The sequence below is a fragment of the Microbacterium sp. SORGH_AS_1204 genome (assembly GCF_030818935.1).
GTDB lineage: Bacteria > Actinomycetota > Actinomycetes > Actinomycetales > Microbacteriaceae > Microbacterium.
The window spans coordinates 3,623,704-3,637,955 of sequence record NZ_JAUTBD010000001.1 but is presented as its reverse complement, the minus strand read 5'-3'; the positions used below and the strand labels follow the sequence as shown (position 1 = coordinate 3,637,955).

The following is a 14,252-nucleotide window of genomic DNA, read 5'->3' as shown; positions in this document are numbered from 1 at the left end:
CCTCCTCAGCCCCCCGCGCCGGAAGTGCCTGTACCCGGTGCCGCGAACCACCTCGCCGCGGACGCCTCCACCGACGCCACGGTGACATGCTGCGGGCACCCATGTACGCGTTGACGTACACGTAGCGAAATGTCAGCATTATCGTACATAGCAGACCATGACCGAGATTTCGTGCATGGCGTGAGCGGGGAGGACCGACCAATGCTCGTGAACGTCTCCAACGATTGGGGGAACATCGTTCGCGATCGCCGCACCGATCTGGGACTCACCCAGGCGGAGCTGGCGCGGCGAATCGGGCGTGCTCGCCAGTGGGTGGTCCGGTTCGAGTCCGGTCACGCGGGCAGCGCGAGTGTGGACAGCCTGATGGCGGTGCTCAATGCACTTGACCTGTATGCCGAGGTCGACACGGCTGAGGAGGAGACGGACTCGGATCCGATGTTCATGGATGTCGTCGACCCGTGGAACGCACCGAAGGCCCAGCCGTGAGGCTCACCGCGTATCTGGATGGGCGCCGCATCGGCTGGTTCGCCCAACGCGACGGGGGCGACATCTCGCTGGAGTTCGATCCCGTCTGGCAGCGTGATGCCGGCCGCCTCGAACTGTCACTGTCGTTGCCGAAGAGCCGACGCCGACACGAGGGCACCGCGCCAGGGAACTTCCTCTGGAACCTTCTGCCCGACAACGACGACGTGCTGGCGCGGTGGGGGCGGACGTTCGGCGTCTCCCCGCGCAACCCGATGGCGCTGCTTGCCCACGTTGGACGGGATGCGGCGGGCGCCGTGCAGCTCATCGACTCGGCCGAGTGGGACGATCCGGTCCTCGACGGATCGGGCGAGATCGAGTGGGTCGACGACGCGATCATAGCCTCGCACCTGCGCGAACTGCGAGCCGACCCTTCCGCGTGGGTGGCGACCGGGTATGACGGAGGCTACTTCTCGCTCGCCGGGGCACAGTCCAAGTTCACTCTCGTCCGTGGTTCCGACGCCTGGGGATTTGCGACCGGACGCGCCGCGTCGACGCACATCGTCAAGCCCGGCGTGGCAGGGCTCCGCTGGGGCGATCTGAATGAGCACCTGACAATGCGCGCTGCGCATCACCTGAACATGGAAGTCGCGCACAGCCGACTGGTGAACTTCGACGGGGAGCGCGCGATCGTGATCGAGCGCTTCGACCGGCATCGCCGCACCGCGCAAACCGAGGAAAGGTCGATCGCCCGCAGGCACCAGGAAGATTTCGCGCAGGCGGCGGGTACGCACCCGACTGCGAAGTACCAGAACGAGGGCGGCCCCGGCATCGCCTCGATCTCACAACTCATCATCGACAGATTCGGTCCCACGGGCCCGGAGCAGGCCCTCAGATTTTTCGACGCCACGATCTTCAACTGGGTCGCGCTGGGCACCGACGCTCACGCGAAGAACTACGCGTTGCTTTGGCCGATGGCTCGAACAGGATGGCCGCGCCTTGCGCCTCTCTATGACCTCGGCTCAGCACTGCCGTACCCCGAGATCAACAATCGCAGAGCAAAGCTCGCGATGTCGTTCGACGGCCGCTACCGCACCTTCGAGATCGAGCCTCGGCATATCGTGCGCGAGGCTCGTGTTCTCAACGGCATCCTGGGGCAAGGAGCCACAGCGGACTGGGTGTACTCGCGCGCACGGACGTACGTCGATGGGTTGCCCGAGGCGCTGAGTCTTGCCGCCGAGGAGGCCTCCCTCAGCGGGCAAGAACGACAGTTTGCCGCAACTCTGGTCGATCGAGCCCGCGAGCGAACACAAGATCTGCGGCGCCAGCTAGATCGACGGTCGTGACCGCTCCACCAGCTGAAAACGTGCCAAAGCGCCGGAGCTCGTCGGTCGAGAACGCCATGGCCTCGGCATGCGCCGGCAGGCCCGCCTCGTGATGAACGCAGCCGTCGCGGGTGACGTTGATGGCGTAGCGGTGGGGCTGTGTCATGCCTGCGCGCCTTATCTCCGATACTTGCACCTGTGCGCAGAGGTCTCTTCTCCGCACAGTATCCCGGCTGGTGACGTGGCCGGTTTGCTCAATCTGCCGACCCGGGAGGCATGTGATGGGACTGGACTTCGTCGCGTTGGACTTCGAGACTGCGAACGGCTCTCGATCGTCGGCGTGCGCGGTCGGCGCCGTACGTGTCCGCGATGGGCGGATCACCGATGAGTTCTTCTCGCTCATCCGGCCGCCTGTCGATCACGATGAGTTCGCACCTGGCAACGTCCGCGTCCACGGCATCACTTCCGAAGACGTCGCGCGCTCGCCACAGTGGCCCGAGATCTACCCGGCTTTGCGAGAGTTCCTCGGGGACGATGTCATCGTCGGGCATAACGCAGCCTTCGACACCGCAGTCCTGCTGAATACGTGTGGCGCGTTCGATATCGACTGGCCGACGTTCGACGTGGTGTGCACACTACGTCTATCGCGGGCAGCCCTTCACCTGCCGTCCTACTCGTTGCCCTGGGTTGCCGCCCACTTGAACGTGCCGTCGTTCGACCACCACGACCCTCTCGCCGATGCACGGGCCTGTGCACTCGTCCTGCTCGCGCTGGCGGCGACCGCGGCAGTGGACTCTGTCGATGATCTGACGCGAGCGCTTGCGGTCCCTCCGACAGCGACGTGGTCAGAGCGTGACGACGATCTCTTCGCTGCACTCACCGCCGAGGGCGATCCCATCGTGGGGACGGGCTTCGCGGGTGAGGTCGTTTGCTTCACCGGGGCTCTGAAGCACATGGTGCGCAGTCGGGCCCGCGAGTTGGTTGTCGAGCAGGGGGGAACGTGGCAGGAGGGGGTCACGCGCACCACGACGATTCTGGTGACCGGCGACTTCGACGACCGGACCTTCCGCCCGGGAACGGCCTTCACTTCGAAGCTCGCGAAGGCTTTTCGTCAGGTCGAAGGCGGGCAACCGCTCGAGATCATCACGGAGGACGCTTTCGTCACACGGATGTCGATGAGTGAAGAGGAGCTCCGCGCGAAAATCGCCGCTAGCGGGGCCCGGACGAAGGTCGCCGATTGGGTGGTCTCGCAAGCCGGCAGTGGCCCCGATGGTGGCGATTGCTGGACCTGGTATCGCGCGGCCCTGGCGCATCCGTCGGGTCCGGCAAAGGGCGATGAGCCGTGCTTGTGGTGCGGGACGGCTATTCGCCCGAAGGCCCACTGGATTCATCGGGAGCGTCATGTGTGCGGGGTTCACTGCAACGAACGACTGAAACGAGGTGCGCGTCGCGCCTGGGACCGATCGGGTATCCCTGTTCCGCTCCTCTCGTCCGGGACCTGAAGTTGAGGATCGGCGACAGGGGACTGATTCGGCGGCTCGCCCCAGAATGCCCACCGCGGCGACGGACCCAAGGTGGATGCGAACGCGCAGCTGCTGACTAGACCTCCTGCGGCCTGAAGCTCCCCGCCGCCGCGAACCGCCCCGCCTGCACCGCGAAGGCCTCCACCAACTCCGGCGGCTCGACGACCTCCATCGCCACCTCGAACCGCCCGAACGACGCGGCGAGCGCACCCCACGACCACGACCCCACCTCAAGCGTGCAGCGCTCCTCGTCGACTACCGTGACGACACCGTCTCCGGCGAAGGGCAGCACGTCGCGGGCCGGCGCGTGCAGCAGCACCGTTCCCCGACAGGGCCACTCATTCGTGTCGGAACCCTTGAACCGCGCCGACACGAACGCATCGACATCACCACCCGGCACGGCCCGCGGCACGAACGGGGCGCCGGACGGCATCCGCGGTCGGACTCGTTCCGCCGAATACAGCCGCCAGTTCTCGCGGTCGAGGTCCCACCCGAGCAGGTACCACCGGCCCTGGGACGCGACCAGGTGGTGCGGCTCGGACCGGCGGGCCTGGGCATCCCCCTCGCCCCGCGGCAGGTAGTCGAAGCGCACTGTCACCCGGTCGCGCACCGCCTGCGCGAGCGTCAACAGCACGTCGAGCGGAACCGCCGGCGTCGGCGCCTCACCCGCAGGCCCGACCGTCGTCACCTCCACCGCATCGAGCCGATGCCGCAGCCGCGACGGCAGCACCTGCCGCATCGTCGCGAGCGCGCGCACCGCCGCCTCGCCGATACCGGCACCCAGCGCCGGGGCCGCTCTCAGCGCGATGGCGACCGCGAGCGCCTGGTCGTCGTCGAACAGCAGCGGGGCCATGTCGGTGCCCGCTTCGAGGCGGTATCCCCCGTCGGGCCCCATCGTCGAGCCGATGCGGTAGCCCATCTCGCGCAGGCGGTCGATATCGCGCCGTACCGTGCGATCGCTGACCTCGAGCCGCGCCGCCAGCACCGAGCCCGGCCAGTCGCGCCGGGCCTGCAAGAGCGACAGCAGGGTGAGCAATCGCGACGTCGTGGCCATGGCATCCACGATATTTGGAGTACCGGACGGAAACTGACCTACACGGCTGAGATCTTCGATGTACAAGCCCGAACGGGCCGACACATCGAGGAGCAGACATGTCCGTGCAGACCACCACCCACCTGAACTTCCGCGGCGACGCCCGCGAGGCGCTCGCGTTCTACCAGTCCGTCTTCGGCGGACACCTCGCCGTAAACACCTACGCCGATTTCGGGATGCCGGCCGAGATCCCCGGGTCCGACAAAGTCGTCTTCGGCCTCGTCGCCGCCGAGAACGGCTTCCGCCTCATGGGCTACGACATCCCCGGCCGCACCGAGGGCGCCATCGCCGGCGGCGGCGCCACCCACCGCGAGAACAACACGACGGTCACCGACCAGGCGCTCTTCGTCGCGATCAGCTCGCCCACGCTCGACGAGTTGCAGGGCTACTGGGATGGGTTGGCGGTGGATGCCACGGTCGTCGAGCCTCTGGCAGCGTCCGCGTGGAGCGCGGGGTTCGGGATGCTGACCGACCGGTTCGGCGTGACGTGGAGCTGCAGCGTCGACGCGGGGTGAGTGGCGCGGGCGCGTGACGCGACAGGCCCCTTCGCTCACTCCCAGGGAACGTGAGGTGCGGAGTCCGGGGCGGGGCACCGTCAGAGCGGCGCATCGATGCCGCGAATTCCGGCCCGACGATACTTCTCCCGACACCACGCTTCGGGTCGGAGGAAGCGCGTCGGGCTGCGCCAGGGTCTTAACGCCGGGCCAAATGAGCGGGGCGGGGAAGAGTCCCCGCCCCGTGGCATCCCTCAGTCACCCGCCGCAGGCACCGGATTCGCCGCGGCGAACACGTTCCGCGGGTCCCACTCGGCCTTGAGCTCGCGCAGGCGTTCGATCGACGCCCCGAACCCCGGCGCGCGGTCCGCTCCCCCGTCGAGGAACGTCAGCGCGAGACCCTCCCCCGCCCACGGCTCGAGCGCGTCGACGAGGCCGGTGGCCGCGGCGACCGCCGCCGGACCCGCCTCGGGCACGGGCGGCACCGCGATCCCGTGCACGATGTAGTCGCCCGCAACCGCCGACACCGCACCGGCATCCGCCGCCGGGCGTGCGGCCGCCCCGCCCAGGTGGCGCAGCTCGGCGACGAAGAGCCCCGGATCCTCGGATGCCGCCACGAACGCCGCAACGGCCTCCCCGGGCAGCGAGGGGAGCATCCGGTGGCGGGTGACCGCGGGGGTCGGCTGCGGCGGGTCCATGTGCACGTGCACGAGAGCGGCCGACGGGATGCGGCCGAACGTGTCGATCTCGGGCGCGAGCTCGCGCAGCGGCAGCAGCAGCTCGTCGGAGCGAGCATCGGATTCGAGGATTGCCCCGTCGACCACGACAACCGACCGGCCCGAGAGGAACGGCGGCAGTTCGGGCAGCGGCGGCAGGTGCAGCACGCGCAGGGTCGACGTGACGGATTCGGGAAGGGATGCCGTCCACTCCGCCCACGCGCGACTCACGGCCGGCGTGAGCGAGGCGTCCCACAGCAGCATCCCGGCGAACACGTCGGCGTGAGGCAGCAGATCAATCTCGAGTGAACGACGATCACCTCGGCCAGCGGCGTTGAATCGGGCGATAAGTCATCAAAGAAGAGCAGACACTCGGTGAATGGGAACGCACCCCGATGCCGACAGCGGCACCGGCGGGTTCTTCCTTGCTCTACCGCTTACCTGTCTTGCCCTGCTCACGAAGCACCGCATCGGCATCCGCCAGGTCAGGCAGAGCGCTCGAAGCGACTCCGACCACAAGCATCTTTCCAAGCCGCACGCTGCCGCGCCGTTCCTCATAAGCACTGATTCAGTTACCGAATCCAACCCCAGTCAGAATCCCGGCCGGCCGAAGGTAAGCCGGTCAAGCACCGATGCTCCGAGTTCCCGTCAACGCCCCCAAGCTCGACGACAAATGAATCTATCAAAGCGGCTCAGTTAGGAAGGAGATGATGGCCTTGCGCTTTGAATCTCGCCTGCTTGTATTTTCCCCTGCTGTGGACCGACCAGTGCTCCGCCGCCTGATCTCCAATATGAGGATGTCGAGTAACGCTGCGATGCTTCGCTCAGTGCGCCCCTCCGCCGCTCGGTAAGCCCGAAAATGACGTTTGACCAATCGGCTGCCGAGTACCACTGCTACATCGGGCTGGATGGAGGCGAGATTTTTCCTCCCGCCTGCCACGGCCTCGAGCTCGTGAAGCTCCGCTCCCAGGATCCGCGCGGTAACCACCTCTCGCACGCCCGGGGGCGCTGAGTGGAGTCGAAACCAACGCTCTACGGCGTCGCGAACGTCCTGGGCGTCTCGCTCAAAGTCTCGAAGCCGGGCGCGACATGTAACAAGTGCATTGGTGAGTTCCGTGGGTTGCGTCTCGTGCCAACTGTCGAGTTCGGATCTCTCGAGCAGCTCGAGCGCGGCACGGTTCTTTCGACTCAACAGCCCAAGATCCTGGTAGTTCGGCACATATGTCGGGCGTTGAATAACCAGCAGAAGGGGCTGCACCAGTCGGCGGCTCGTGCGCGTGGCAAGCACTTGCTGGCTACGTCGTTCGACGGACCGCTGAAAGAGCCAAAGCGCGAGGCCAAGGGCAAGGCCGGTGACTGTGGCTACGATGAGGTCGGGCACAAGCGAAGACCAGTTCGCGGGCCAGCCGGGTGCCCCATCTCCCGACATTTCGTAGGTGCTTAACAACCGTGCGCTCGTTGATAACATTGTGAAACTCTAGTGGGGCAAGCTCCGCGTACGCAGCCGAAAGCGAAAGGCCCAATCGCACAGGCCACTGCAATAAACCAAGTTTTGCCACTGTCCATGAAATGGCCACTCAGCGCCTACATCCAGGTCGCCATTCGAGCGACGCGGAGGTGCGGATAAATTTCCGACCGATCTGTACCCTGACTCTTGCGGGGCCGTAACACGGCGCGGGCCTCTCGCATGTCCATCAATTTCTCGACCGCTCCTGGCAACGAAGATACGATGCCGCCCCCGGTGGGTACCGCGCACTTTGCGATACCGCAAGCTCTAGTGCGCGTGAACTTAGAGCGGCCCGTTAGGACTTCACAAGTGTGGCACACGGCAATTGCATAGAAAAGCTGCGTATTCAGGGTCCTGGGTCAGCATTGCTGGAAGCTGATGAGGGAAGTCGGTCTGATGCTGTTGAACGAGAAGTAGAACGATCTCGAACAAGTGGAAAAGTATTACCTCGACGGTGATCGATCTTCTCCCTGACGCAGGACACGCGTAGTCAGCGATGCCTCCGAGCGAAATCTGACTCAAGGGCATCGCGTGTGCTCGCGCGATGCCCATCGTCACATGTGACGTATTTGATACATTGAGTGCGTAACTTTTCTGATACGTTCTGCAGCGCTCCATCGAAAGACGAGTCCCATGACAGACCCGGCCTCACCCGCATCTCCATCGGCGACTGCCCGCATCGTGTGGGACACTGCGGACAAGTTTCTCCGTAATGTCGTCGAGCCTCAGGAGTATGGCGACTACATCCTCCCCTTCACCGTGCTGCGTCGCCTCGAGTGCCTGCTCGCGAGCACGAAGAGGGACGTGATCGAGTATGTGCGCAGCCTCGGTGAGATGCCGCCGCACCTGATCGACATCGCGGTCCGCGATTGCTTCAAGCTGAGCTTTTTCAACGTCTCCGAGCTGGACCTCGCGACCATCGCGTCGGTCGACGACAACGTCGACAAGTCGCTGACGAGTTACGTCGCCGGCTTCTCGAACAACATCGCTGACATCTGGAACGCCTTCGAGTTCCCGAAGCTGGTGACCAAGCTCGCCTCAGCCAATCGTCTGCACGCGGTGGTGAAGCACTTTTCCACGCTGCCGCTAGGCCCCGACCAGGTCTCTAACACCGCGATGGGCGACATCTTCGAGGACGTGATGTACCGCGCGTTCGACAAGAAGGGTAAGGGCGCGGGTGCGTTCTACACACCCCGTGACGCGATCAAGCTCATGGTCGACGTGCTCTTCGCGGCCGACGAAGACTCCCTAGTCGGTGAAAGCACGCTGCGTTCGATCTATGACCCGACCGCTGGGTCCGGCGGCATGCTGCTCGTCGGGCAGGACTCGCTTAAGGCCCTAAACCCCGACATCAAGGTCACACTGTTCGGTCAGGAACTGATGCCCTCCGCCTACGCACTTGGTAAGGCGGACCTGCTGATCCAGGGCGGCCGGCCGGACGCGATTCGGATGGGCGACACGCTCATCCGCGACGAGTACGAGGGGCAGACCTTCGACTACGTGCTGTCTAACCCGCCGTTCGGCTCGGACTGGGGTGTGCAAGAAACCGAGGTGCGCAAGCAGGCAAAGATCGACGGCTCCCGGTTCAGCCATGGCCTGCCGCCGAAGTCTGACGGTCAGATGCTGTTCCTTGCGCACTGCGCATCGAAGCTCACGCCCGCCGGCAAACAGGGCCACGGTGGTCGTGCCGCGGTGGTCTCCAACGCGTCTCCGCTGTTCACGAGCGATAAGGGCGCGAACGCGATCCGCCAGTGGCTATTCGACGAAGACCTCGTCGACGCGATCATTGCTCTGCCGACGCAGATGTTCTATGGCACCGGCATCGCGACCTACATCTGGATCCTCGACACAAACAAAGTCGAGCACCGCGCCGGCATGATTCAGCTCATCGACGGGTCGGACCTGTGGGACCCGATGCGTAAGCCCATGGGCGACAAGCGACGCTACGTCTCCGACCCCAAGCGCGCCGCGCTCCTTCGCGCGTACCGTGACTTTGATCACGCGGATCCGAAGACCTCGAAGGTGCTGCGGTCTACGGACTTCCAATTCATCGACGTCCCCGTCTACAAGCAGGCTCGGCTCGCGACTGTCGTGAGCGATGATGCGATCGAGGCGCTCCTCGAGCGCAAGGACTTCACCGCTGCGCACGCCGATGCGCTGCGCTCGCTCAACGAGTCACCGTGGAACGGACTCGCCACCGCGTGGCCGAAGGTCGCGACGGCGAACGGCCTCAAGGTGCCGGTCACGCAGATTGACGCCGTCATGAAGGCCGTCGGTGTCGAGGATGAGAACGCACCCGTTGCCGTTGATCGCAAGGGCAACCCGGTCATTGCGGACGGATGGAAGATCACCGAGCGCGTGCCGCTCAGTGAAGACCTCGACGAGCACATGCAGCGTGAGGTTTTGCCGTTCGCTCCCGACGCGCAGTGGGACGAAGCCGCCGCGAAGGCCGGCAACGAGATTGCCTTTACGCGCCGATTCTACGTGCCCGAAGAGCCGCGCGACCTCACCAAGATCGATGCCGACGTGAAGCGTGTCATGGGCGAGCTGGCGGAGATGTTCGAGGCGGTGAGTCACGAATGACGAATTACGCACCCCTGTGGAAGCTCGCTGAAGTAAATCCAGCGACACCCGAGTTCCAGGATCTCGACGAGGGTGAATCCGTTGGTTTCATGCCCCTCGAGACGATCTGGCCTGGCGGGCGTGCTGATTACTCTCGTTCAATCAGCTGGTCAAAGAAGTTGAGCTACACCACATTCCGTCGAGGCGATGTTCTTGTCCCCAAGATCACTCCAACGTTTGAGGCCGGGCGGTCGATCATCGCGCAGATTCCAACAGATCTCGGTGTTGCGTCGACCGAGGTACATATTGTCCGCGCGCAGCCGGGGGTGGACCCTCGCTTCGTGACTTACTCGTTGCAGAGTGCGCCGTTCCTCGACGAGGGTGCTCATTCCCTACAGGGCGTCGGAAACCTCCGTCGCATCACCGCTCGGTTCGTACAAGAGCATAAATTACTCGATGCGCCTCGGGAAATGCAGAGGCGGATCGCCGACTACCTTGACCGCGAGACCGGTGAGATCGACGCGATGCTGGCGAAGATGAACGAGCTGTCGGAGACACTCGAGGCGCGGCGCGCCGTGGCAATCGAAGTCGCGATCTTTGCGGACGGGCGTCGAGGTGCTCTTGGGCACATAATTGATTGCCTCCCTGGATACGCCTTTCCGAGCGGACAATTCAGCAACGACGACTCGGATATTCCGCTTCTCCGAGGCGTCAACGTGAAGCCATTTGGGCTCGATTGGTCAGAAACAGTGTATTGGAGGAGCAGGAACGTTCCGGACTTGAGCGAGTACTACGTCGGACCAACTGACATCGTGCTTGGTATGGACAGGCCTTTCGTGAGTGGAGGCACTCGCGTGGTTCAAGTACCTGCGGACGCTCCGCACTCTCTCCTGGTGCAACGCGTTCTCCGCATTCGTGTGCGCGAAGGCATGGGTAACGCGCGCTATGTTTACTATGCTCTGCGTGCACAATCATTCAAGGAATACGCGACCCCTAAGTTCACGGGAATTAGCGTTCCACACATCAGTGAGGATCAGGTGCGAAACTTCCGTATCCCCTTATCGTCCCCCCATGAACAAGCCCGCATCGCCGATCACCTCGACGAGGTCACCGGCAAGATCGACCAGATGCTAGCGAAGACCGCTGAGTTGAAATCTCTCCTCCTTGAGCGCCGTTCGGCACTCATCACAGACGTTGTTACCGGAAAGAAGCAACTGCGCTCATGAGCGATGCGCAGCTGATGGAACTCGCCCTCGAGCAGGACCTCTGCGCGGAGCTGTCCGAACGCGGATGGATATACGAGGACTATGGCAACACCGGCACCGCCGGCTGGGACGTGGGTCTCGCCATGGTTCCGCGCGACGTGCTCCCGTGGCTCGAGACGCAGTACCCCGACGAGTACGAGAAGGCGGTGCCCGCCGATCTCGTGAACGGACAGCGTGACGCCGCCGAGATGAAGCTCCTCACACATATCACGAAGGAGCTGGCAAAGCAGACGCGCATGGATCCCATCACCGGGCACCCGGTGGGCGGCCTGCTCGGCGTGCTCCGCAAGGGTTTCTCCTACGCGCAGGTCGGGCGGCCGTCGGCGACATTCGGACCCCTAGTCGTGTTCCCGCCGGCGAACCCGAACCTCACCGAGGTCGTTGGGCAGTCCGACGCCGTGACGCTCCGCATCCTGCGCCAGGTGCGTTTCGACACCACGTCGACCGAGACGATTGACGTCGTGCTGACGGCGAACGGCATTCCGCTCGTGACCATGGAGCTGAAGACCGACAACACGCAGACGGTGCAGCACGCGATCCGGCAGTACCAGCAGGACCGCGTGCCGAACAAGAACCGTCCACTCCTCGCACCCGGCCGTGCGCTCGTGCACTTCGCCGTGTCGAACGACCTCGTGTTCATGACGACGAAGCTCGCCGGTAGTGACACCGTGTTCTTGCCCTTCAACCAGGGCAACAACGGTCACGAGGGCAACCCTGTCTCAGACACGGGCTCACCGACCAACTACCTGTGGCGAGAGATCCTCGCGCGCCCGACGTTCCTGCGGATACTGAAGGACTTTGCGCTGTTCGAGCCGAACAAGTCCGGTAAGAAGGACGGCCGTCTCGTCTTCCCGCGCTTTCACCAGCTCCGCGCGGTTGAGCGTGTCGTCACGGACGTCGAGCAGCGCGGCACGGGTGGGAAGTATCTCCTCTGGCACTCGGCGGGCTCCGGAAAGACGAAGACGATCGCGTGGCTCAGCCACCGTCTAATCCGGCACATGGGCCCGGACAGCACCTCGACGTTTGACTCGGTGATCGTCGTCACCGACCGCACGGTGCTGGACGAGAACATCCGCGACGACATGAATCTCGTGCAGTCTTCGAAGGGGCTCGTGGTATCGGTGGGCGAGAAGTCCGGTGCGAAGTCTCCGCAGCTGAAGAAGGCGCTCATCGAAGGCGACCACATCATCACCTGCACTCTGCAGACCTTCCCTGAGGTTATGAAGCTCATCGAGAACACTCAAGACCTGCGTGGCCGTCGCTGGGCGGTCGTTGCCGACGAGGCGCACTCGTCGCAGACCGGTGAGAGCGCGCGCAAGCTCAAGGAGCTTCTCGCCGATACCGTCGGAGTGGACTTCGACGAGGACGACATCGACGCCGAGCTCTCGGCCGAGGATCTGCTACGTGCAAATAACAGCGCGGTCGCGAACGCGGAGAACATCACGTTCATCGCGCTGACCGCGACGCCGAAGTCGAAGACCCTGCGCCTGTTCGGCACGCAGAATCCCGACACGGATCGCTGGGAGGCCTTCGACACGTACACGATGGCTCAAGCGATCGAAGAGGGCTTCATCCTCGACGTGCTGCAGAATTACTCGACCTACGACATGTTCCTGAGGGTCAAAAATTCGCTCGGCGAAGCTCACGACCTAGAGGTGAATACGGGCGAGGCGGTGACGAACATCGTCAAGTATGCCCGCCTGCACCCGACCGCCGTCGCGCAGAAGGTGCGTGTGGTCGTTGAGCACTTCCGTCGCAACGTCATGCACCTGCTGGACGGCGAGGCGAAGGCCATGGTCGTGACCGGCACCCGCATGGAGGCCTACACCTGGTCGAAGAAGATGAACGAATACATCGCTGAGCGCGGGTACCACGACATGGACACACTCGTCGCCTACTCCGGCTCGCTCAAGAACGATGCCGGCGATACGGTCACCGAGGTTGCGCTCAACGGCACCGGCGATGTCGCGCGCGCGTTCCGCGAGGAAGGCATCTATAAGGTGCTCATCGTCGCGAATAAGTTCCAGACCGGGTTCGATGAGCCGAGGCTCATGGCGATGTACGTCGACAAGAAACTGTCGAACATCACCACCGTGCAGACGCTGTCGCGCCTCAACCGCATGTACCCGGGCAAGACCGCGCCGATGGTCGTGGACTTCATGAATTCGCCGGAGGACATACAAAAGGACTTCCGGCTCTACTACGAAGACGCGCACGTGAAGGGTGAGGTCGATCCGAACGCGCTGCATACGCTCGCAGAGCGCCTAGACACCGCCGGCTTCTACACCGAGAGCGGGTTGGAGGCTGCGGCGAGGGCATACATCGAGAACCTGGGCAGTGAGCAGATCTCGAAGGCCGTCTCACCGATCGTCGCGAAGTGGCAGGGCGAGTGGAAGCAGGCGAAGCTCGCGAAGGACAAAGCGGCGCACGAGCAGATCGAGAGCTTCCGCTCCGATGTCATCAGTTACCGCAACGCCTGGCAGTTTCTCAGCCAGATTGTGGACTACGACGACCCAATGCTTGCCAAGCGCGCAGTGCTGACGACGCTGCTCGCACGCCGTCTGCACACGGACGGCATCCAGGTCGACCTCAGCTACCTCGATGGGGTTCAGCTCTCGGGGGTGAAGCTTGTTCCTGCCGCGATTGCTGTGGACTACTCCCTTAGTGAGGGCAGCAGTGACGGCATTGAGCTCCCGCAGTTCGACGGTGAGCACGGCGGCGGCGCCGCAGCTCCTAAGCGCGGTCCGCTCGACGAAGCGATTGACGCGGTCAACGAGCTGTTCTCCACGAAGGGCGTCGACGTCGGCAAGGACAGCGTCGCCGGCTTCATCACGACGTTCTGGGGCTTCCTCGATGCCGACGATGACGCCGTTGCGATGGCGCAGAACAACTCCGCGGCGCAGATGAAGGCGTCGGAGAGCTTTCAGAATGCCGTCGGTCTGGCGATGTTCAAGGCCGTGCGCGAGGCACAAGAGATTCAGACGTACATGGCAGATCCGTCGTTCCTGAACGACATCGCCGCGATCGCCGCCGACGCGCTCCATTCGCAGTACCGGAATGACGCCAGCGAGGTTGTGTCGTGACGGGCGTGCCCCCGCCCTCGTTCGGCGACGTCATTCGGGAGGCGCGTAAAAAGCGGGAATGGAGTCAGGAGATACTGGCCGAGAAGGCCGGAGTCTCCCGACCCACAGTCGCACGTGTCGAGCGCGGCGATGACGTGTCGACTGCGAATTTGACGAAGATCGCTGACGTGCTCGGACTGCAGATCCTGCTTGCCGAGCGGGAGACGGAGTAACGATGATGGA

Annotated in this window: 10 protein-coding genes; 8 read left to right on the top strand and 2 right to left on the bottom strand. The window is 64.0% G+C overall.

Annotated features, from left to right (window positions below; translation table 11 throughout):
* Nucleotides 1-201 precede the first annotated feature (201 nt).
* The 3 genes from QE410_RS16755 to QE410_RS16745 all read left to right on the top strand — a co-directional run bounded on the left by QE410_RS16755 (nt 202) and on the right by QE410_RS16745 (nt 3,289).
* Entirely contained in the window at nt 202-486 is a 285-nt protein-coding gene (locus QE410_RS16755) for a helix-turn-helix domain-containing protein (protein WP_307334099.1), read from the top strand.
* A complete protein-coding gene (locus QE410_RS16750; protein WP_307334097.1) occupies nt 459-1,808 on the top strand; it encodes a type II toxin-antitoxin system HipA family toxin in 1,350 nt (449 codons plus the stop codon). Before QE410_RS16755 ends, QE410_RS16750 begins: the two co-directional genes overlap by 28 nt.
* A gap of 260 nt (nt 1,809-2,068) precedes the next feature.
* Nucleotides 2,069-3,289, top strand: coding sequence for an exonuclease domain-containing protein (locus QE410_RS16745; RefSeq protein ID WP_307334095.1), 1,221 nt, complete (start codon nt 2,069-2,071; stop codon nt 3,287-3,289).
* A gap of 97 nt (nt 3,290-3,386) precedes the next feature.
* On the opposite strand, the gene QE410_RS16740 is transcribed toward QE410_RS16745, so the two are convergent.
* Complete coding sequence (locus QE410_RS16740; protein ID WP_307334093.1) at nt 3,387-4,364, bottom strand: YafY family protein; 978 nt, start codon at nt 4,362-4,364, stop codon at nt 3,387-3,389.
* A gap of 98 nt (nt 4,365-4,462) precedes the next feature.
* Here QE410_RS16740 and QE410_RS16735 point away from each other — a divergent pair, with 98 nt between their 5' ends.
* Complete coding sequence (locus tag QE410_RS16735; RefSeq protein WP_307334091.1) at nt 4,463-4,918, top strand: VOC family protein; 456 nt, start codon at nt 4,463-4,465, stop codon at nt 4,916-4,918.
* A 233-nt stretch (nt 4,919-5,151) separates the two neighbouring features.
* On the opposite strand, the gene QE410_RS16730 is transcribed toward QE410_RS16735, so the two are convergent.
* The gene (locus QE410_RS16730) at nt 5,152-5,877 is read right to left on the bottom strand and encodes a BBE domain-containing protein (RefSeq protein WP_307334089.1); all 726 of its coding nucleotides are present in this window, start codon (nt 5,875-5,877) and stop codon (nt 5,152-5,154) included.
* 1,876 nt (nt 5,878-7,753) lie between these two features.
* Here QE410_RS16730 and QE410_RS16725 point away from each other — a divergent pair.
* From QE410_RS16725 to QE410_RS16710, 4 genes are read left to right on the top strand one after another with little or no spacing between them, the layout of a single operon-like run.
* On the top strand, nt 7,754-9,703 hold the full coding sequence (locus QE410_RS16725) for a class I SAM-dependent DNA methyltransferase (RefSeq protein WP_307334087.1): 1,950 nt from the start codon (nt 7,754-7,756) through the stop codon (nt 9,701-9,703).
* On the top strand, nt 9,700-10,908 hold the full coding sequence (locus tag QE410_RS16720; protein WP_307334085.1) for a hypothetical protein: 1,209 nt from the start codon (nt 9,700-9,702) through the stop codon (nt 10,906-10,908). Before QE410_RS16725 ends, QE410_RS16720 begins: the two co-directional genes overlap by 4 nt.
* A gap of 14 nt (nt 10,909-10,922) precedes the next feature.
* Nucleotides 10,923-14,030, top strand: a complete 3,108-nt coding sequence (locus QE410_RS16715) for a type I restriction endonuclease subunit R (RefSeq protein ID WP_307334082.1) — start codon at nt 10,923-10,925, stop codon at nt 14,028-14,030.
* Complete coding sequence (locus QE410_RS16710; protein WP_307334080.1) at nt 14,027-14,242, top strand: helix-turn-helix domain-containing protein; 216 nt, start codon at nt 14,027-14,029, stop codon at nt 14,240-14,242. Before QE410_RS16715 ends, QE410_RS16710 begins: the two co-directional genes overlap by 4 nt.
* Nucleotides 14,243-14,252: the final 10 nt, after the last annotated feature.